The following is a 21250-nucleotide window of genomic DNA, read 5'->3' as shown; positions in this document are numbered from 1 at the left end:
GCATTAAAATTATCGGATTTAAAACAGGCGATTGATTATGCAGAGTTAATGGCGGAACATAGTTCCATTATTGGCATATTACGAGTTACCGAAGCCTATTTATATGGTTTAGGTCGCGAACATGATGAAATAAAAGCTTATGCTTGGTCACTGTTGCTGGATTACACACGACAAAAACTTATCGAACAAGATGATTATTTAGCTTGGAATCGTAACTACTTCCCGCCAGTATGGGCATATAATGAGGAAATTCAAACCCGTTTAGATAAGAGTCTTAACGCAGAACAAAAACAGACAGCACACCAATATTTGACCGAATTAAAAACCAAAATTATAGATTGGAATTATAACAAATGGCGAGCACAAATAGATGATTTTTCGCCACGTCCTTAATATCATCGGTTAAATATAAAAACTAAATGATTAGATCTAATCTGGACGGTAGTAATAGTGTGCATCTTATTTAAATAACGTCAATGTGGTAGGTGTAGACATCAATTATGTTGGGGTATCTGTTATCACAAACTAATTTGCTTTTGAAAGCGAGGTATAAGTCACTACTAAGTTTAATCCTTATTTAACCCATTACTTAAATAGCGTTTTATTAAATAATGGGCTAATAAAATTAGTTATATTCCAAACATCTTCTTATCGATAGAAAAGCTCGATTAATTGGAAGTATTTCCTAAAAATGTAGCCTCATAATCACGGGCTTTTTTATCATCAAAAACATGTTCCCAGCGCGCAATGACAATAGCTGCCAATGCATTACCGATAACATTTACCGCTGTGCGCCCCATATCTAAGATACGTTCAACCCCCATGATATAGCTAATGCCTTCTAATGGAATACCTACACTCCCTAGCGTTGCGGAAAGAACTAAGATTGATGCACCAGGTACACCCGCAATACCTTTAGAGGCAATCATTAAGGTAATAACAATAATTAATTGTTTGGTTATGGAGAGATCCATACCAAATAATTGAGCTAAGAAGATGACGGTAATACTTTGATAGAGTGTAGAACCATCAAGATTAAAAGAGTAGCCTGTTGGAATGACAAAACTCGTTACCGATTTAGGTGCACCATACGCTTCCATTTTCTCAATAATTTTTGGTAATGCGGTTTCAGAACTGGCGGTTGAGAAAGCAATAATCAATTCTTCTTTTAAAATACGTAATAAAATAAAAATATTAAAACTGCAAATCTTACAGACTAAACCTAATACTAATACCGTAAAAACGATCATCGCTATATAGACAACAGCAACTAATTTAAATAGCGGTAATAAGGATTCAAAACCATATTTCGCAACCGTAACCGTAATCAATGCAAAAACACCTACAGGTGCATAACGCATAATAATATTGGTAACTTTAAACATGGTATCTGAGATGACTTTTAAGAAATGTATGAAGGGTTCACGTTGCTGATCTGGCAACTGCATTAATCCTAAACCAAAAAATACACAGAAAAAAATGACCGGTAAAATTTCACCTTTACTCATGGCGCTAAAGATATTAGTAGGAATCATATCTAATATCATCACAATTAAACCATGGGATTTATTGCTTAATTCCTTACTTTTTTCAATATATTGGCTAACATCTGCTTTCACCAATTGTGAAGCATCAACGCCCATACCAGGTCCAAAGATATTCCCAAAGAATAAACCTAATAGAATAGCGATAGTAGTAATGATTTCGAAATAGAGGATGGTTTTAAAACCTAATGTACCTAATCGTTTTGACCCCCCTAAGCCAGCAATACCTAAGATTAAGGTACTCAAAATGATCGGTAAGACAATCATTTTGATTAAACGAGTAAAAATTTCTCCTGCTGGTTGAATAATATTGGTAATAATAAAATCATAATATTTATAATAACTATGATCAGGCATGGAAATATAGTTTAGACAGGTACCTAAAATAATTCCTAAAATAAACGCAAAAAGTATTTGCCACGCTAAGTTACGACTATATTTTCGTAAAATTGTAAACATATTGAACCCTTTAAAAAAATAAAAATATCATTATTTTTATAATAGTAATAATAAACCTATTCAATAAACAGTAATGATAGCTACCAAGAAACGATACATATATTGCTAGTCATTAGCGTTCCCATACCAAATTATGGCAGTATTTTTGTGAAATTTTGAACATGCTAAGTCCTTTTAAAAACATCGTTAACTTAATAGTAATAATAAAACTAATTAAGAAACAGTAATAAGAAGAAGTTATAATAAGAAATTATAATCACTTAAGAAAAAAAAGGATTAGCTAATACTAATCCTTTTAATAAGAGAGACTTGATTATTCTTCTTCTGACGTTGGTAAATGTGCTAAAGGTTCACTTTGTTCTTCATCGTCATCGGTCTCAGCAACACATTGCAACCCGACCACCTTTTCATCGTCAGCAGTTCGAATCAGTGTAACACCTTGTGTATTGCGCCCAATAATACTCACTTCACTTACCCGTGTTCTCACTAAAGTACCCGCATCAGTAATCAGCATAATTTGATCATTATCATCAACTTGTACTGCACCAATCACGCGTCCGTTACGTTCACTCACTTTGATTGAGATAACGCCCTGTGTTGCTCGTGATTTTGTTGGATACTCATCTTGCGCGGTTCGTTTGCCATAACCATTTTGGGTAACGGTCAAAATGGCACCATCACCACGTGGAATAATTAACGATACCACCTGATCATCATCGCTCAATTTAATACCACGAACTCCTGCCGCGGTACGTCCAACAGCACGTACTCCTTTTATGGTTCCATCTTCTAACTCTTCTTCTTCACGGAAACGGACTACTTTACCACTAGCTGAGAATAACATAATTTCATTAGTGCCATCGGTTAGATCAACACCAATTAATTCATCGCCATCACGTAAGTTAATAGCAATAATCCCTCCCGCACGTGGGCGACTAAATTCTGATAACGCGGTCTTTTTAACGGTACCACTAGCCGTTGCCATAAACACATAGTGCTGATCATCAAATTCTTTGACCGGTAAAATCGCGGTAATACGTTCATTTGCTTCTAAAGGCAGAATATTAATAATTGGGCGACCACGTGCACCACGGCTCGCTTCAGGCAACTGATAGACTTTTAACCAGTATAGACGACCACGACTAGAGAAACATAAGATCGTATCGTGGGTATTCGCAACTAATAATTTCTCAATAAAGTCTTCTTCTTTAATTCGAGCGGCTGATTTACCTTTCCCCCCTCGACGCTGTGCTTCGTAATCGGTCACAGGTTGATATTTAACATAACCTTGATGGGATAAAGTGACCACCACATCTTCTTGAGCAATCAGATCCTCGATATTGATATCGGCACTGCTCGCAGTAATTTCTGTGCGGCGTGGATCTTGATATTGAGCACGAATCTCTTCTAACTCTTCACGAATCACTTCCATCAAACGGTTTGGGTTTTGCAATATATAAAGTAAGGCTGAAATCTGATCTAATAATAGTTTATATTCATCAATAATTTTTTCATGCTCAAGACCAGTTAATTTTTGTAATCGTAGATCTAAAATAGCTTGTGCTTGAGCCTCTGATAAGAAATAGTGATTATCACGAACACCAAATTCAGGATCTAAATCTTCTGGACGCGCCGCATCATTCCCTGCTTTTTCTAACATTACTGCAACATGACCCAATTGCCATGCGTGGGATAATAACCCTGATTTGGCTTCTGCTGGAGTTGCCGTATGACGAATAAGTTCAATAATGGGATCAATATTAGCTAAAGCAATTGCTAAACCTTCAAGGATATGCGCTCTTTCTCGTGCTTTACGTAATTCGAAAATAGTGCGGCGTGTCACTACTTCTCGACGATGAGTGACAAACGCTTTTAACATATCTTTTAGATTAAGCAACTTTGGTTGACCATGATGTAATGCCACCATATTAATCCCAAAGGAGATCTGTAACTGAGTTTGTGAATAAAGATTATTTAGCACCACTTCAGCTACGGCATCGCGTTTTACTTCAATCACAATGCGCATGCCTTCTTTATCTGACTCATCACGCAGTGCAGAAATACCTTCCACTTTTTTATCTTTAACTAATTCAGCAATCTTTTCAATTAGACGTGCTTTATTCACCTGATAAGGGATTTCGGTGACAATAATCGTTTCACGGTGCGTTTTTTCATCGACTTCAATGTCCGCCCGTGAACGAACATAGATTTTACCCCGACCAGTACGGTAAGCATCCTCAATACCTTTACGCCCACTGATCATCGCTGCCGTTGGAAAATCAGGCCCTGGAACATGTTGCATTAATCCTTCAATGGAGATATTTTCATCATCCATATAAGCCAAGCAGCCATTGATTACTTCATTTAAGTTATGTGGTGGGATGTTGGTTGCCATGCCCACAGCAATACCAGAAGAGCCATTTACTAATAAATTAGGAATACGAGTTGGTAATACATCTGGAATTAACTCAGTACCATCATAGTTAGGAGAAAAATCAACGGTCTCTTTTTCCAGATCAGCCAAAAGTTCATGTGCTATTTTAGACATGCGAATTTCAGTATAACGCATCGCCGCAGGGGAATCGCCATCTACTGAACCAAAGTTACCTTGCCCATCGACTAACATATAACGTAAAGAGAAAGGCTGAGCCATACGTACGATAGTATCATAAACAGCGGTATCACCATGTGGATGGTATTTACCGATCACATCCCCAACTACACGTGCTGACTTTTTATAAGCTTTATTCCAATCATTGCCTAGCACATTCATTGCAAATAATACGCGACGATGTACAGGCTTTAAACCATCACGTACATCTGGTAACGCACGTCCGACAATCACTGACATCGCATAATCAAGATAAGAATTCTTGAGTTCTTCTTCGATATTTATCGGTGTAATTTCTTTGGCTAAATCGGTCATAAAACCACGTTCTCTCTACTTTAAATTGAATCTCAACATTAATTGTATAAACTGAGAATGATAATTAGAATTTTAGCAAATTTACAAACTATGAAAAGCAGCTAAATGTAAGATAAAAATAGACTTTTTATTATTTATATTCTTAAAATTAGTGCAACTAACTTCAAAAAAATTAAATAAATATAAGTCTTTTTATATCATTAAAAATATGGGCTGATTATAGCACAAATTAACATAGATTGCAGAAATTTATCGCATATAGATGGAATAACAAACGGCACTGTCAGCGCCGTTTGCTTAATACTAATGGTAAGTAAAACTATTAGTTATTTTTAATACGATTCAATAGACCTTTAAGGCGATCAGTACGAGAGGTGGACTTTTTCTCTTGCGATGGTGTATCTTCGCTTTGTTCCTGTTGAGGCAAATAACGCTCAATTAACTTATCGACACTGTCTTGTAAATGCTCTTTTAACTGCTCTTTAAGCAATGTATTAATATCAAGTTGATAATGTAATTGTGCAAATGCACCATAAATCTTGAACGGGATAGTTAATTTTTGTAATTGGGTAATGATTTCACTCTTACCTTGCCAACCACCAAATACATTGACTTTCAATCCCATATCTAAATTTCGCTGTAATAAATCAACTTCGCCATGACCCGTTATATCTAAGGTTTCAGAGTTAGCCACTAATGATGACAACATCAATTTACCACCATTTATCTCACCTTTTGCTGAAATATGATGGAACTGCGTATATTTTTGTTGCTGTTCATCCGTCACAATCTTTTTCGTCACTTGAGAGACGGCTCTTTGAATAATCTGATCAATATTAATATTATTTAAGCGAGCTTCATCAATATCCAGATTTACATTACCTTTAAGTGCTGACACGATAGCGGCTGGTTTTATGGTATTAACGACTAAATTGGCTTGACCATGCATTGTTCCTGTTAAATCGTATGGCATTTCAAGTTGTTTAAAAAGATCGCTTAATACCACGTGATTTAACTGAGCATTCAATTTTATATTGGTTTGCTCTGTATTGGCATCCGCACTACCTGTAATGGCAATGTCGCCTTTCGCTATATTTAATTTTGCCTTATTAATGACTGCGTAACCCACTTCATTGCTTAAATCAATATCAACCTGTTCTGCTTTAAGATGACCAGCAAGTAAGGTATCAATTTGTACATTTAATGCACCATTAAATTGATTTAAAAAGGCCAATTCATTACGTTTAACTGTTTTAGAAACAACGGGATCATGCGCATAATTTGCTGAGGCTAATTTTTCTTTTTTGTTGTCTCTATTTGATATAAAAGGGGTTAAATCAAATTGTACACCCGAAAAATCAGCCTTAATATCGGGAACTTTACCCGTTTTCGAAAACGAGACATTTCCATTAAGCTGATTACCATTAATCATTAATAATAGATCATTGGTGACAATACTCAGTGGCGACGCTTGATAATTAACCGTCGCTGTCAAATGACCATGCAAATTATCCCCATCAATTCCCACTTCTGCGAGACGATAATTAAATTTATCAATAGCTAAAGAGATATGCTGTGGATATTGAGCTAAATTAACAAGGGCCTTTAAATCATAATCAAATGATTGCTGATTACGGTTAACATTACCATTAATATTGAGTATAACTTTTTGATCATCCTGCTTATTGATAACAATATTAGTACCTCGAAAATTCACCCAATCTTGAGGTCCCGTTTGAAGCACCACCGTACTATCAATCATCTCTAATTTATCTAAGGTAAATCCCCAAGCTACTGTCTGTTTTGGTTTTGAATCTGCCGGTTGATGGTTTACAACTGTTGTTGATTGTTGCTGCTTTTGTTGTGCAATGTTACCTTTACTGTCATCAGAAAGGTTAATCACGGCGGATTTAACCAGTACGTTTTTTACAACTAATTGCTTAGAAAATAGAGGCCATAATTCAACATCTAACCGCATATTATCTGCGGATAGCAACGGTTTTTGTGCACCACTATCTTCTAGATGAATAGAATCAGATAAAATACTTATTTGAGGCCAAACATGCCAACGCAAATCCCCATCAATGACTAATTCATAACCTGTTTTATCTTTTACTGTTTGCGAGATAAAACCTCGGAAATGATTGGGATTAACAAATAAGACTAAGCTAGATAACCCAGTCACCGCTATTAATATCAAAATTAATAACGTAAGCAATAGCTTCTTAACCATCCATGATACTCCGATTCTGTAGGCTAATCTTTATCGATACGGCTAGCAACCGCACCATGTTGATCTTTATATTTAGCATCCTGACGACGATGATAAGGTCTAGATGCAGGTTTAGTTAATAATTCGAAACTTAGCGCGCCAATAGTCATCCCTGGTTTTAGGGCTAGTGGCAATTTACCTGAATTAAAAAACTCAAGTACTATCTGCCCATGCCAACCTGGATCAATACGGTGCGCAGTGACATGAACCATTAAGCCTAAACGAGCTAGCGATGAACGCCCATCAAGCCAACCAACTAAATCATCAGGAATCTCAACCGACTCTAACGTTACCGCTAAAGCAAGTTCACCAGGATGCAAATAAAACACATCACCTTGCGCTAATACAATCTCGTCACCCATTACACGATCAAGCGTAGCTGCAACAGCTTCTTTAGGTCCGCTTAAGTCAATATAAGGGACAGTATACTCACTAAAAGTACGAAATTGGTTACCTAGACGAACATCAATTGTTGCCCCATTAATACATTCTACTGGTGGCTGTGGTGTTATCTTGAGTTTACCATGAGCCAGGTATTCCTCAATATCACTATCACATAATCTCATTGGTTCGTCTCCATAAATAGCTGATCTTGAACGCCTATTTTAACAGGTAAACCGATGATTGATAAATTTAATTCACCTTTTATTCTCAATTTTATTTATTATGCTAAAAAACTAGCTGATTGGAAAAGAGTTAACAATGGCACATTTTATCTTAGAAAGATAAATAGATAAGATCTGAGGTATCGCCATACTATCATTTATCAATAACACCCAATTGTGAAACAAACGTTAAAGAATAAGTAAAAACTAAAATAGGTTTTTTAACGTATAAAATCAGCACGATTAATAGGTATCGTATCATTGATAATATAACCGCTGAAGCGACCACATTATCAAAGAACGGCCATAGTATTTATAGGTTATATAGTGATAGATAATTTTTTTACTTACCAAAAGTAATATAAATATTATAATTCATTCCATATAACGTCACTTAGAATGGTGAAAATGATAGACATTATGAGGTTAATCTCATTATAATTTGCCAAAATTAAAAATGAATAATATATTTTTAGTATCTAACTGTTTTATTTTTATGTTTGGTGATAAGTAAAAATTACTAATGAGTTGAAAAGCGAGAAAAATGATTGTTAGAAATAAAAATGTTACAGATAAGCACTTTCTTATTTAAAGGATAATTTTTCATTTTATAAACAATAAACGTTGAATCATTAAAATATTAAAGCGTTTTTTCAAAGAAAAATAGATGTTAAGAGTTATTGTAACGTTATTTATTGATGCTGGTGCATAAAATAATAGTATGTAGAACCCGCACCTAATAAAGGTAAAAATATATCTATTTAGTTTGATAAAATTAAACGTAAAAACAATAACGAATATTTTTATATAACTGTTAAGATAGCATATTAAAAATATCGTAGGCAATGATATTAAACTATAATAATGAAAAGATAAGACAATGGAGTTAATTATGAAAAACTTAGTTTCCAACATTAGACACTTTTTTAACAGAGAAGACGGTGTAACGGCAATTGAGTATGCAGTAGTTATTGCGGGGGTAGCTGTTGTTACTATTTCGGCTTTTAGTTCAGGTGGTCCAGTAAGACAGGCTCTGGATAATGTCTTTAGTCATTTACAAACAACATTAAACGCTTTATCGTAGTCGATTAACAATTTAGTCTTAATTTTATTCGACTCCGATAAGAGTGGAATAGAAATAAGCTATTTTCTCTCTTCGGAAATATACTTAATAACGATTTTTAAAGATAATATTTAGATTTTATATATTTAACTGATATTAATCCAACACTTGCGAAGAGAGAAATTCTCATTTTATTACACATTAATACAGTGTGTCGCGCACAAACGCGTTATAGATGCTTGCCTAATAAATTAGTTTTGTAAAAAAATTGACTTTTATTCAAAATAAATCGCTACTTGGACGTCTATTTTAAGGGTATTATTAAAAATAAATAGTCTTACCATACTTTCTCCTAATTATAGCCAAGTATTTAACTGATATCAGTTCCAGCCACTATTATCTTATTAGCAGTAACTAACTATCTGTTTATCCATCTTATCCATCATTACTATACTATTTTTTACGCCCTTATCCTGTAAATATTATTTGATTGCTATATCCACCTTTTGTTGTTAATCTAAATGATTCTCAGCCTGTTTATTGAAAAGGCTCAACCATAATTTATTCAATTAATACGAGATAAGCAGCCAAATAATGGGGGTACCATGGCTTGGATTTCACTATTTATTGCTGGTTTGCTCGAAGTTGTTTGGGCGATTGGCTTAAAATATTCTGAGAATTTCACTAAACTATGGCCAAGTGTTATTACCTTAATCGCGCTAGTCGGTAGTTTTTTACTGCTTTCCCATGCGATGCGTACCCTTCCTGTTGGAACCGCTTATGCGATATGGACTGGTATTGGTGCCCTTGGGGCCGCAGTTGTTGGCATTATTGTCTTTAAAGAGCCCGCCAATGCTATGAGGGTGATCAGCTTATGTTTAATTATCATTGGTATTTTAGGAATAAAATTAAGCTCAACCACATAAAGTGATTCAACGTATTTGTCCTGTTTTTTATCGCCCAAAAATATCGTTTGTTATGGATAAAACAGCTAAATGAAAATTCATCAATGATAGCTGTTTTTTCCTCGCCGATAACATCTAGTCATCTTGCAAAGCAAGAATACCAATAATGAGAATAGTGCGATATGACTTATCCTATTAAACTATTACATCTACATCAACTTATAATGTCTATGCTTATAATACATTAACCGCAATCGTATCGCCAATCACTTTACCCTGCCAATACAGTGAGGCGGCCATATCACTGGCTAGTTGACGATAGCGTTGAGTAAAATCACTATTTGGCTGACTAATTACTGTTGGTCTACCTTGATCAAGGTCCTGACGTAATGAACGATGCAATGGAATTTTACCCAATAATTTAATCTGGTAATTTTCTGCCATCGTTTGGGTCCCCATTTCACCAAAAATTGACTCATGATGTCCACACTGTTCACAAATATGATAGCTCATATTTTCAATCAGCCCTATTGTTGGGATATTTACCTTATTAAACATAACCAGCCCCTTTATGGCATCAATTAGTGCAATGTCTTGTGGCGTGGTGACAATAATTGCCCCGGTGACTGGGATCTGTTGTGCTAATGTTAACTGAATATCCCCTGTACCTGGTGGCATATCAATAATCAAATAATCTAATTCTGGCCATAAAGTATCATTTAAAATTTGTACCAATGCCTTACTTGCCATCGGACCACGCCAAACCATGGCGCTATCGTTATCGACCAAATAACCAATGGAGTTGGTGGGTATACCGTAAGCCATAATCGGTGCCATATGCTGATTATCTGGTGAGAGCGGATGCTGATTTTGAGTCCCTAACATAGTGGGAATTGAAGGACCATAAATATCCGCATCTAATAGCCCAACACGCCCGCCTTCTTTGGCCAGCGCCAAAGCTATATTTACGGCTGTACTGGATTTACCTACCCCGCCTTTTCCCGAACTGATCGCAATAATATTCTTAATATTTTTAATTGCTGGTAAATTATTTGCGCGACCTAATGTTGCAATATGATATATCATCGACCATTTTACCTCAGCGACACCAGTTAACTTGAGTAATTCTGGGGTGATCTGCTGCTGAAGTTGTTCAAAAGGCGTTTGCCAAGCAAACGGCATACGTAACTCAATCACTAATTGAGATCTTGTTAACTCACACTTCTGTAAAGCGTTAAGGGTAATGAGATCTTTTTTTAATGTAACATGGGTAAACGTGGATAAAATCCTTTCCACTGCAATCTGTAATCGTTTTTGTTCATGCTGGTTCATGAATTGGTCTCAAAAATAAATTGATTATTTTATTAATAAAATTGTGATAAATTATGCCACAAATATAGCGATAATCCCACGTTTGTTGTACCATTCCTACTTTATCATTATTTATTGATGTCGAGGTATCTTTCATTATAAGGCAAAAACATAGCGTAATGATGAATACCGATTTAATAGGTAATGCAACGCCACGTTACTGATAAGTTACCTTTAGTAACAACAACATCGTTCATATAATTTTTTATGATAAAATCAAGAGGTTATAAAAACGCGTTTGATTAGCACAATCAATTGATTTTATTATAAAATTTTAATGTTAATACAATTATTCCCGAAACCTATTCTAAAAGTAATATTATTAAGGTAGACATAGCATGACAACGAAACAGACAGCAAGGCAGATCCTGGTTACTTGTGCCCTTCCTTATGCTAATGGAGCGATCCATTTAGGTCATATGCTTGAACATATTCAAGCTGATATATGGGTACGTTATCAGCGTATGCGCGGTCATGAAATCTATTTTATCTGTGCTGATGATGCGCATGGCACACCAATAATGCTAAAAGCGCAACAATTAGGCATGACGCCTGAAGCGATGATTGATGCCGTAAAAATAGAGCATGAAAAAGATTTTGCTGGTTTCAATATTAGTTTTGACAACTATCATTCAACCCATAGCCAAGAAAATCGTGTTTTATCTTCACATATTTATCAACGCCTAAAAGATAACGGTCATATTAAGACGCAAATTATTGAACAACTATTTGATACCGAAAAACAGATGTTCCTACCCGATCGTTTTGTGAAAGGTACCTGTCCTCGTTGTAAAGCGCCGGATCAATATGGCGATAATTGTGAAGTGTGTAGTGCCACTTATAGCCCGACTGAGTTAATCGATGCCAAATCTGCCTTATCAAACACAACGCCAGTTATTAAAGAGTCTGAACACTACTTTTTTGATTTACCTGCATTTGAAGAGATGTTACGTGAATGGACCCGTTCAGGCTCACTCCAAGAACAAATTGCGAATAAAATGCAAGAGTGGTTTGATATTGGTTTACAGCCTTGGGATATTAGTCGTGATGCGCCCTATTTTGGTTTCGAAATACCAGATGCGCCGGGTAAATACTTCTATGTTTGGTTAGATGCGCCAATCGGTTATATGAGTGCATTTAAAAATTACTGCGAAAAAGCCAATCATGTCGACTTTGAACATTTCTGGCAAAAAAATAGCCGCACCGAGCTTTATCATTTTATTGGAAAAGATATTGTCTATTTTCATAGCCTGTTTTGGCCAGCAATGTTAGAAGGTAGCCAATATCGAAAACCGACTAATATTTTTGCACATGGTTATGTTACGGTCAATGGTGCAAAAATGTCAAAATCGCGTGGTACATTTATTCAAGCTAACACTTATTTAGACCATTTAGATCCAGATTGCTTACGTTATTACTATGCAGCAAAATTATCGCCACGAATTGATGATATTGATTTAAACCTAGATGATTTTATTCAGCGCGTTAATAGTGATATTGTCAATAAAGTGGTTAATCTTGCCTCACGTAGTGCTGGTTTTATTAACAAACGGTTCAACGGCTTGCTATCCGCACAGTTAGATGATAAAAATTTATTTGATCAATTTATTAACAAAGCAGACATTATTGCTCAATATTACGAAGATCGCGAATTCGCCAAAGCTATGCGTGAAATCATGGCATTAGCCGATGAAGCAAATCGTTATATTGATGAAAAAGCACCATGGGTGATCGCAAAACAAGAAGGTCAAGATGCTGAATTACAAGCCGTCTGTTCTATGGCCATCAATTTATTTAAAATTTTGATGACTTATTTAAAACCCGTTGTACCTCAACTTGCCAAACGCACAGAGCAATTTTTAAAGGTCACGCTCACTTGGGATACGCTTAATCACCCACTTTTAGCTAACACAATTAATCCATTTAAAGCCCTATTTACACGTATTGATCCAGACAAGGTAACCGCCATGATTGAACAAGCAAAAGCGCAGGCAGCGCAAACCGATAAACCACAAGTAACCGGTCCATTAGCCGATGAACCGCTTCTTGATACGATTAAATTTGATGACTTTGCTAAAATTGACTTGCGTATCGCGTTGATTCAACAAGCGCGTTTAGTAGAAGGTTCAGATAAATTACTCCAGCTTACCTTAGATTTAGGTGGTGAAACACGTAATGTTTTCTCTGGTATCCGTAGTGCTTATCCAGATCCAACACAGTTAGAAGGAAAACTGACCGTAATGGTTGCCAATTTAGCGCCTCGTAAAATGCGTTTTGGTATATCGGAAGGAATGGTCTTAGCCGCTGGCGCTGGCGATAATGAAATATTCTTATTATCACCAGACAGTGGCGCCTTACCAGGTATGGCAGTGAGATAATTTGAGCTTTACCTTATCAAATTGGGAATAAAAACCGGTTCATATACCGGTTTTTTTATAATTAGACTAACGTTAACATTATTTATATGTTCTGTACTTAAGTGCCAAGACTTTCGCTATATTTTCTATTCGATCTAGCCCCTGATAAATTAATAAAGAGTAACCAAATTAGGTGATATTCGGTTAAATGCGATGGGCGAGATGGATAACGTTTCAGTGAATAAAACGAGTCACTCTCATTTCAAAAAGAGGCATAACGCCTCTTCTTTAATCTTCACCTTAATTTAGTCAACATCACTAATAGTTATTTTCATCCAGTGCATAAGCGATAATATAATCCCCCATTTTAGTCCCAAAAGAACCATGACCACCAACGACTAAAACAATATACTGGCGTCCATCATTACCTTTAAAGGTCATTGGCGTTGCTTGTCCGCCTGCCGGTAAACGTGATTTCCAAATTTCTTTCCCTGTTGCTACCTCATAACCACGAATAAATCGATCCAACGTGCCACTGAGAAACGCCACGCCACCCGCCGTCAATATTGGTCCACCCATTGCTGGAACGCCGACTGAAAACGGTAATTTTATGATCGGCGTATTATCATAAGAGGTCCCATTTGGATGGCTCCAAACTACTTTACTTGCTAGCAAATCAATACCCGTAACATTTCCCCATGACGGTGCTTGACAAGGAAAACCAACCAGAGATAAAAACGGGTGTAATTCAACTGCATAAGGCGCGCCTTTATTAGGTTGTAACCCTTTCCCTTCTGAGGCATGCCCACTTTGCTGGTTGACATCAGATTGCGGTACTAACTTAGAAACAAATGCCATATAATTAGGACTAGCAAAGATTTGTTGATGCACGGGATCGACGGCTACCCCACCCCAATTCATTACCCCAACGTTACCGGGATAAATTAAACTACCTTGTAAAGAAGGCGGTGTATACTGTCCTTCATAGCGTAATGATTTAAAGGCAATACGACAACTTAGCTGATCAAACGGCGTTGCTCCCCACATATCGTTTTCAGTTAATGGATTAGGCAGTAAGTTTAATCGCGATCGAGGTTGGGTTTTAGCGGTCCAATCGCCAGCAACGGCGCCTTGGGGCGCAATAACTTCATCAATTGGAACAATTGGCTCACCGGTCAGGCGATTTAATACATATAAACTCCCCTGCTTTGTAGGCTGAATCACCGCAGGAGTCATCCCATACTGAGTTTGTAGATCAAGTAAGATAGGTTGGCTAGGTACATCCATATCCCATAAATCATGATGAGTAAATTGATAATTCCAACGTACTTTGCCCGTGTTAATATCCAAAGCCACAATACCTGAAGCATATTTTTCTGTTGCTGGCGTGCGATCTGCACCATACTGATCTGGCGTTTGGTTTCCTAACGGTAAATAGACTAAACCGTGTTCTTCATCGGCACTCATAATTGACCAAACATTTGGCGAATTACGTGTATAAATCTTGCCCGCAGCTAATGGTGTCGTCGCTTCGGGATTACCACTATCCCAATTCCAAATTAATTTACCATTTTGTACATCAAATGCGCGTACGACGCCAGAGGGTTCATTTGTTGAGGCATCATCGGTTACATGTCCACCAATAATGACCAACGCCTGTGTCGCTAATGCTGGCGACGTTGAATAATACCCTCCCGGCGCAAAGTCACCTATGCCTTGTTTAAGATCCACCACGCCTTGTTGACCAAAATCGCTACATAATTGACCGGTATCAGCATTCAGTGCGACTAATTTAGCATCAGCAGTAGGTAAAAATAAACGTTTTGGACAAGAACTATTTTTTACTCTCAACGCGACGTCTATGTCAGGCTGTTTAGCTAAATAACGATCAGCATCATAATAGGAAAGTCCACGACAGGTCATATGCGCCCAACCACGGAAATCTTTCGCGCCTTCTAGGTTAATTGTTGGATTAAATTTCCATTTAGTTTTGCCCGTTTCTGGCTCTAACGCTAATACCCAGCCATGCGCGGTACAGGTATATAAACTATCATTGACTTTTAACGGGGTATTTTCGTTGGTTAACTCAACTGGATCACCATCAGTTGGCATATCTCCAGTGCGAATTCGCCAAACTTCTTTTAATTGATGAATATTTTGCGGGGTAATCTGATTTAATGATGAATAGTGTAAGCCAGCGTTAGTTCCACCGTAAGCTATCCAATCACTATCCGCGACTTGTGTTTGATTAACCGTTAGCGTTGCAGGGTTTTCTATGCGACCTTTGATGGTATCGGGTGCAAAAAATAAAGAGATAATACCAATCATCGCCACAAAAATAACCGCTAAAGTGGTAAACATAGCACTTCGATCTAAGGTAAATCTTTTTCGCCACCAAGGAAACAGCAAAAACAGACCAATAACAAACCATACCCAAAGTCTAGGTACCAATAACCACCAACGTAAACCGACTTCCCATAAAGCCCATATACCAGAAAAAACTAATATCAATGAGAAAACCAGATAGGCAAAACCATTACCTTGCCAAATCAATATACTCGTTAATAATAAAGATAACCCCAAAATAAAATAATACCACGACCCGCCAAGCCAAATTAACCAACTACCGCCGATTAAGAAATAAATACTTATTAAGCCCATGATTACGGCAGTAAGTTGCAGTAATCTACTTTTCTCATCCATGTCACTGATTTCCTTGATTAACCATCCGATAAAAAAGCTATATTCAACTTAATCAGTGTTGCATAAATAATGTAAATTAAATAGATGACGAAGAGTAAAAAATATTTTAAACAACAATAGGTTAGCTATTACGGTTAAATAAATCCGTTATTAATAAACTCAGGTAAAAATTAATAAGAAAGATAACTAATCATACCTATTCTAGGTTAGACATTGCTAAGTCACTCATGTCTTATTAAAACAAATAAGTTCATTAACTAAGCCGGTCTTGCCATGCGCTGTATATGCCTTCATTATCGCGTTTAGTCAGCTATCGATAAATAAACAGTAAGCGCGATATAAAATGATATTATTACCACGTCTAGCATTATTAAGCTTACATCATCACAGCGCGATTTATCAAAATCTAAGTGCAATTGCCGTAGTGGAGAAGATATTACTTTCCCCATTTTCTAATAATAAAAGTAACATTATTTGAAAATAGGGAGGCGTTTAGATTTTATTAACAGAAGAACAAGCTTAAATTTGGAAAAATAAGCATAGATTCAAGCTTATTAAGGACGTGGCGAAAAATCATCTATTTGTGCTCGCCATTTGTTATAATTCCAATCTATAATTTTGGTTTTTAATTCGGTCAGATATTGGTGTGCTGTCTGTTTTTGTTCTGCGTTAAGACTCTTCTCTAAACGGATTTGAATTTCCTCATTATATGCCCATACTGGCGGGAAGTAGTTACGATCCCAAGCTAAATTATTACCTTGTTCAATAAGTTTTTGTCGTGTGTAATCCAGCAACAGTGACCAAGCATAAGCTTTTATTTCATCATGTTCGCGACCTAAACCATATAAATAGGCTTCGGTAACCCGTAATATGCCAATAATTGAACTATGTTCCGCCATTAACTCTGCATAATCAATCGCCTGTTTTAAATCCGCTAATTTTAATGTGTTTCGATGTTCAACTAATTTATTAATCTGGTCTCTTTTTTTATTTTTGTAATGATTGCCTTGTTGGAATAACATTCGAGCAATCAAATCCTCATAGCGATGATAACCACCATCGATCGCATAGTTTAGATATTCAATACTTTTTTCTAATTGTTCATCGGTGCATGGACGGGCAATACCTTGTTGGTCATACTCATAAATGCCATATGCCCAATTCTTTCTATAAGCAAAATAGGGGTATTTTAAATCCGCAAGTTTATCTGATAAATAACCGCTTAAATTATATGATTTATAAATCTCTGGCTCAACTAATGGGTTTCCTGCACTATCCACTAATTTATCTCGATATTTACGCATAAACTCATCAAAAGACATGATAACACCGTCTTCTTTTCCCTCTTCATCATACAAATCTTTCCAAAGAATAATTTCATAATAATAGGGCATGGCATTTTTATCCCACTGCCAAGCATGTTTTATAAATTCTATCAGCTTTTCTGGATTGACTACGCCATAAAATACGCCACTGTCAAAGGCTGACTCATAAAGCTTTCTAGCTTCATCAATACGTAATAATTGCTCTTCAGGAATCGTTGAGGGGTAAATGGTGTCGTCCATTAGGGTGTACTCCGATTGAGTAAAGTTATTCTTTGTATTAATAGAATTATCACTATATAAGTAAATCAGACCAATAATTGAAAGACTACTTATAAGCAGAATAAATTTTTTCGGTTTTGATATCTTGGTACGGTTCATTAAATATACTCCAAATCATTTTGATTAAAGATATCAACGTCGACAATACGTGTTTCTAATTCCCCCTTATTAAACACTCGGCAAGGTAAAATCTGATTGTTAGCTGCGAGTTTCTTTATCTCTTCATAAATAGGATAGATAGATTTCTGCATGCGGGTATTTAATTTTTAATCGCTCTCTCTTATGGAGTGCGGCGCCCCAAAAGCCAAATGCCCCACCACCACCGTAAGCAAATAATACAAATAGGGGCGTTCGTATATTTTTTAATATGACTTCTTTCGTCGCAATGTTACCATTTTTAATTTGACAAGTCTGAGCACTAAACACGTTGCGAGTATTATTATTTGGCATCGTTCATTTTACCTATGAATAAATTACAATGTTATTGTTTCGTTTTCATTTTCTGAATAAAATGCTTGTGTATAGCCATTGTTATCGGTCATTCCTTTCACTTTTTTATTATTTGCTAAAGTCGCAATATAAGGCTCATTGGCATAAATTTTTCCTGTTTCATCTTTACACAAGCACTTAACTGCGTAATCACCTATTATATCTGGTAACGATAATGATTTGTTGACTTTTTTATTTGCTCCCATCTTTTGCAATACCGCACGTTATAGCGCTACACTAATTAGTACCAGTGTCATAAGATTATTGATTATTTTTGTATCCGCTAAAATAGTGACAATGTAATGTTGAATATACCCAATAGAAATAAGCCCTATTTACTTTAAATATTTCAAAAATATAAATAATCTATGCTTTTCAACATATTTGTAGCGATAAAAAAGGGACACCTATGTCCCTTTTTTGTTTTGCTTAGCAGTGCGATTTTAAGCAATTTGTTGCACATGTAAAACCAATCCATTAACAGCAATCACTTCAACTAACGTTCCAGCGGGTAAATCTTGATCACAATTGGCCAACCAAGATCCATCATTAATTTTTACTCGTCCACGTCCAGCAATAATTGGTTCAACAATAACCGTTTTGAGACCAATTAATTCACTTTGTGGTTGATTAAGTTCAAACTGATTTTGCTGACGCCGAGAACGTGATTGAAGCCATAACCACCATAAGTAAGCAATGATAAGGGTTGCGATTGCCCATAATAACCATAATATTGACCATGATAATTGTGGGAATAACCAAGCCATCACACCGACAAAAATAGCTGCTAATCCACTCCAAAGAGCATACCCGCTGGTTCCTAATAATTCAAAAATTAAGAGTAGCCCGCCGAGTGTCCAAAAAACTACACTGGAAGAGATGACAAAAGAGTCAAGTAAACTGTTCATCGTTTCACTTAGTTTTTCTTTGATTCATTGATCAATTCTGCAATACCACCAATGCTTCCCATGACACTAGAAGCATCCAGCGGCATCATGATCACTTTACTGTTTTGGGATGAACCGATTTGCTGTAAAGCATCGGTATATTTTTGTGCCACAAAATAGTTAATAGCATTAATATTACCCGCAGCAATTGCGTCAGAGACCATTTGTGTGGCTTTGGCTTCCGCTTCTGCTGCACGTTCACGGGCTTCTGCCTGCAAAAATGCCGCTTGTCGCTCCCCTTCCGCTTTTAAGATTTCGGACTGTTTTTCTCCTTCAGAACGCAAAATCGCAGCTTGACGAATCCCTTCCGCCTCTAGAATTTCGGCACGTTTATTACGTTCTGCTTTCATTTGTGCATTCATGGCATCCACTAATTCCGCAGGTGGTCTTACATCACGAATCTCAATACGGGTTATTTTTACCCCCCATGGACCGGTAGCCTCATCAACAATACCTAGTAATCGTGAATTAATTAAGTCACGCTGTGATAACATCTCATCTAACTCCATCGAACCTAATACCGTACGGAAGTTAGTCATGGTAAGATTAATTACTGAGCGTTCAAGATTATTCACTTGATAAGCCGCTTTAGCCGCATCTTGTACTTGTATAAAACAAATTGCATCTATCGCAACATTAGCATTATCTTTTGAAATTACTTCTTGTGATGGAATCTCAAGAACTTGTTCCATCATATTAATTTTATGGCCAATACTATCCATATATGGCACTAAAATATTTAACCCTGGACGTAATGTATTGGTGTATTTACCAAAACGTTCTACCGTATATTCATAGCCTTGAGGAACAATAACAATTGCTTTACATACTGTAATTAAAATTAATAATACGATAATACCAATACCAATCATTTCTTCTTTTCCCCCATTTATCTTGATTTTATTTATCGACTATATCACTCTTTTATGGCGATTTATCATTTTAGTATTCAATGATAAAAACGTTAAAAGGATCATAGTCATGCCTAAATTTGGTATTTTTATAAATTAGTAACTTATTGAATAAAAATATTTTTATTGCTAACTAACAGATTAATTACCCCAATGATTAATGGGGAAGTCGCTTAGTTATCTAATTAAATATGCTTATTACTTATTAATCCACCCTTGTTGGTGCAAGTAATCTAGCATAGTATCGCGTTTAACACTATTTAATATCTTTTCAATTGTATCACTCCAGCCAGAAACTTTCTGATTTGATGAACGTTGTTGATAATAATTAGCCATGGTCGTGTTATATTCATCTATTAAGGATTTTTGAATCGGTTGATAGTGATTTTCAAAAAACATCGCTGCTTTAGGTAAACGTGGTTTGATATCTGGATGTTGTGCGGGATGACCAATACAAACTCCAAATAAAGGTAATACATATTTAGGTAAATTTAATAATGTGGTGACTTGTTCAATTTGCCCACGAATTCCGCCAATATAAACACAACCAAGACCTAACGATTCCGCGGCAACCACGGCGTTTTGGGCCATGATGGCTGTATCAACACAACCAACAAGTAATTGTTCCGCTTTTCCTAGTTCCACTTGGGGAACCAGCTGTTTATGACGATTCAAATCCGCACAAAAGACCCAAAATTCAGGTGCTTGGGTCACATAAGGTTGATTGCCCGCTAATACCGCTAATTTACTACGTAATTCGGTATCAGTGACGCGAATAATCGACGTACATTGCAAAAAATTGGAGCTTGAGACGGCTTGTGCAGCAGTTAAAATCAGTTCTATCTGTTCATCTGAAACGGGTTCAGGGGTATAAGCACGAATTGAACGATGATGACATAATAATTCAATAGTTGGCGTGGACATACTTTTCCTTTATTTATTGCTGTTATTAATAGTTTAAAGGTAGATTAACGTGTATATGGAAAGATTCAAGAAATAAATTAAATTAATCATAAAAAAACAACATAAACCTTAATAATATTAAGGATTTATATTATTGTCATGACGCGCTTTAGATAGGCGTATAACATGAT

Annotated in this window: 17 protein-coding genes; 4 read left to right on the top strand and 13 right to left on the bottom strand. The window is 36.2% G+C overall.

Annotated features, from left to right (window positions below):
• Positions 1-393: hypothetical protein (locus tag O970_RS09870; RefSeq protein ID WP_036562779.1), on the top strand; the 393-nt coding region annotated here is incomplete at its 5' end.
• 275 nt (positions 394-668) lie between these two features.
• Here O970_RS09870 and gltP read toward each other — a convergent pair.
• From gltP to dcd, 4 genes are all read right to left on the bottom strand, one after another.
• A complete protein-coding gene (gltP, locus tag O970_RS05565; protein WP_024496149.1) occupies positions 669-2003 on the bottom strand; it encodes a glutamate/aspartate:proton symporter GltP in 1335 nt (444 codons plus the stop codon).
• A 313-nt stretch (positions 2004-2316) separates the two neighbouring features.
• Complete coding sequence (gyrA, locus tag O970_RS05560; RefSeq protein WP_024496148.1) at positions 2317-4929, bottom strand: DNA topoisomerase (ATP-hydrolyzing) subunit A; 2613 nt, start codon at positions 4927-4929, stop codon at positions 2317-2319.
• Between the two features lie 322 nt (positions 4930-5251).
• Positions 5252-7162 carry an outer membrane assembly protein AsmA gene (gene asmA, locus O970_RS05555; RefSeq protein WP_024496147.1) on the bottom strand — a complete coding sequence of 637 codons (1911 nt, stop codon included), beginning with the start codon at positions 7160-7162 and terminating at the stop codon, positions 5252-5254.
• A gap of 23 nt (positions 7163-7185) precedes the next feature.
• The gene (dcd, locus tag O970_RS05550) at positions 7186-7767 is read right to left on the bottom strand and encodes a dCTP deaminase (protein ID WP_024496146.1); all 582 of its coding nucleotides are present in this window, start codon (positions 7765-7767) and stop codon (positions 7186-7188) included.
• 931 nt (positions 7768-8698) lie between these two features.
• Between dcd and O970_RS05545 the strand changes: the two genes are divergently transcribed.
• Positions 8699-8890, top strand: coding sequence for a Flp family type IVb pilin (locus O970_RS05545; RefSeq protein ID WP_024496145.1), 192 nt, complete (start codon positions 8699-8701; stop codon positions 8888-8890).
• Between the two features lie 584 nt (positions 8891-9474).
• Positions 9475-9795 (top strand): quaternary ammonium compound efflux SMR transporter SugE, encoded by a 321-nt coding sequence (sugE, locus tag O970_RS05540; RefSeq protein ID WP_024496144.1) that lies wholly within the window; start codon positions 9475-9477, stop codon positions 9793-9795.
• 213 nt (positions 9796-10008) lie between these two features.
• Here the strand turns inward: sugE and apbC are convergent, their stop codons facing one another.
• Positions 10009-11106: an iron-sulfur cluster carrier protein ApbC gene (gene apbC, locus O970_RS05535; protein WP_024496143.1), complete on the bottom strand. Its 1098-nt coding sequence runs from the start codon at positions 11104-11106 to the stop codon at positions 10009-10011.
• 377 nt (positions 11107-11483) lie between these two features.
• Here apbC and metG point away from each other — a divergent pair, with 377 nt between their 5' ends.
• On the top strand, positions 11484-13523 hold the full coding sequence (gene metG, locus O970_RS05530; RefSeq protein WP_024496142.1) for a methionine--tRNA ligase: 2040 nt from the start codon (positions 11484-11486) through the stop codon (positions 13521-13523).
• 297 nt (positions 13524-13820) lie between these two features.
• On the opposite strand, the gene O970_RS05525 is transcribed toward metG, so the two are convergent.
• The 8 genes from O970_RS05525 to nfsA all read right to left on the bottom strand — a co-directional run bounded on the left by O970_RS05525 (position 13821) and on the right by nfsA (position 21080).
• Positions 13821-16205: a membrane-bound PQQ-dependent dehydrogenase, glucose/quinate/shikimate family gene (locus O970_RS05525; protein WP_024496141.1), complete on the bottom strand. Its 2385-nt coding sequence runs from the start codon at positions 16203-16205 to the stop codon at positions 13821-13823.
• Between the two features lie 554 nt (positions 16206-16759).
• Positions 16760-17908, bottom strand: a complete 1149-nt coding sequence (locus O970_RS05515) for a hypothetical protein (RefSeq protein ID WP_130575728.1) — start codon at positions 17906-17908, stop codon at positions 16760-16762.
• Entirely contained in the window at positions 17908-18060 is a 153-nt protein-coding gene (locus tag O970_RS10125) for a hypothetical protein (RefSeq protein WP_238610592.1), read from the bottom strand. Before O970_RS10125 ends, O970_RS05515 begins: the two co-directional genes overlap by 1 nt.
• A complete protein-coding gene (locus tag O970_RS05510) occupies positions 18032-18259 on the bottom strand; it encodes a hypothetical protein (protein WP_024496139.1) in 228 nt (75 codons plus the stop codon). Before O970_RS05510 ends, O970_RS10125 begins: the two co-directional genes overlap by 29 nt.
• 23 nt (positions 18260-18282) lie before the next feature.
• Positions 18283-18504: a hypothetical protein gene (locus O970_RS05505; RefSeq protein ID WP_024496138.1), complete on the bottom strand. Its 222-nt coding sequence runs from the start codon at positions 18502-18504 to the stop codon at positions 18283-18285.
• A 237-nt stretch (positions 18505-18741) separates the two neighbouring features.
• A complete protein-coding gene (locus O970_RS05500) occupies positions 18742-19206 on the bottom strand; it encodes an NfeD family protein (RefSeq protein ID WP_024496137.1) in 465 nt (154 codons plus the stop codon).
• 8 nt (positions 19207-19214) lie between these two features.
• Positions 19215-20117: an SPFH domain-containing protein gene (locus O970_RS05495; RefSeq protein ID WP_024496136.1), complete on the bottom strand. Its 903-nt coding sequence runs from the start codon at positions 20115-20117 to the stop codon at positions 19215-19217.
• Between the two features lie 237 nt (positions 20118-20354).
• A complete protein-coding gene (gene nfsA / locus O970_RS05490; RefSeq protein ID WP_024496135.1) occupies positions 20355-21080 on the bottom strand; it encodes an oxygen-insensitive NADPH nitroreductase in 726 nt (241 codons plus the stop codon).
• Positions 21081-21250 lie beyond the last annotated feature (170 nt).

This window comes from Candidatus Schmidhempelia bombi str. Bimp, from assembly GCF_000471645.3.
Lineage (GTDB): Bacteria > Pseudomonadota > Gammaproteobacteria > Enterobacterales > Orbaceae > Utexia > Utexia bombi.
The sequence above is the reverse complement of the archived record's forward strand: the minus strand, read 5'-3'. Positions and strand labels throughout refer to the sequence as shown.

What these genes read in the sequence shown, in the direction of transcription:
- O970_RS05525 (WP_024496141.1), bottom strand. Translation starts at nt 16,205, where the DNA reads ATGGATGAGAAAAGTAGATTACTGCAACTTACTGCCGTAATCATGGGC.
- metG (WP_024496142.1), top strand. Translation starts at nt 11,484, where the DNA reads ATGACAACGAAACAGACAGCAAGGCAGATCCTGGTTACTTGTGCCCTT.
- O970_RS05505 (WP_024496138.1), bottom strand. Translation starts at nt 18,504, where the DNA reads ATGGGAGCAAATAAAAAAGTCAACAAATCATTATCGTTACCAGATATA.
- O970_RS05500 (WP_024496137.1), bottom strand. Translation starts at nt 19,206, where the DNA reads ATGAACAGTTTACTTGACTCTTTTGTCATCTCTTCCAGTGTAGTTTTT.
- O970_RS05510 (WP_024496139.1), bottom strand. Translation starts at nt 18,259, where the DNA reads ATGCCAAATAATAATACTCGCAACGTGTTTAGTGCTCAGACTTGTCAA.
- sugE (WP_024496144.1), top strand. Translation starts at nt 9,475, where the DNA reads ATGGCTTGGATTTCACTATTTATTGCTGGTTTGCTCGAAGTTGTTTGG.
- nfsA (WP_024496135.1), bottom strand. Translation starts at nt 21,080, where the DNA reads ATGTCCACGCCAACTATTGAATTATTATGTCATCATCGTTCAATTCGT.
- apbC (WP_024496143.1), bottom strand. Translation starts at nt 11,106, where the DNA reads ATGAACCAGCATGAACAAAAACGATTACAGATTGCAGTGGAAAGGATT.
- O970_RS05495 (WP_024496136.1), bottom strand. Translation starts at nt 20,117, where the DNA reads ATGATTGGTATTGGTATTATCGTATTATTAATTTTAATTACAGTATGT.
- O970_RS05545 (WP_024496145.1), top strand. Translation starts at nt 8,699, where the DNA reads ATGAAAAACTTAGTTTCCAACATTAGACACTTTTTTAACAGAGAAGAC.
- gyrA (WP_024496148.1), bottom strand. Translation starts at nt 4,929, where the DNA reads ATGACCGATTTAGCCAAAGAAATTACACCGATAAATATCGAAGAAGAA.
- O970_RS05515 (WP_130575728.1), bottom strand. Translation starts at nt 17,908, where the DNA reads ATGAACCGTACCAAGATATCAAAACCGAAAAAATTTATTCTGCTTATA.
- gltP (WP_024496149.1), bottom strand. Translation starts at nt 2,003, where the DNA reads ATGTTTACAATTTTACGAAAATATAGTCGTAACTTAGCGTGGCAAATA.
- asmA (WP_024496147.1), bottom strand. Translation starts at nt 7,162, where the DNA reads ATGGTTAAGAAGCTATTGCTTACGTTATTAATTTTGATATTAATAGCG.
- O970_RS10125 (WP_238610592.1), bottom strand. Translation starts at nt 18,060, where the DNA reads ATGCAGAAATCTATCTATCCTATTTATGAAGAGATAAAGAAACTCGCA.
- dcd (WP_024496146.1), bottom strand. Translation starts at nt 7,767, where the DNA reads ATGAGATTATGTGATAGTGATATTGAGGAATACCTGGCTCATGGTAAA.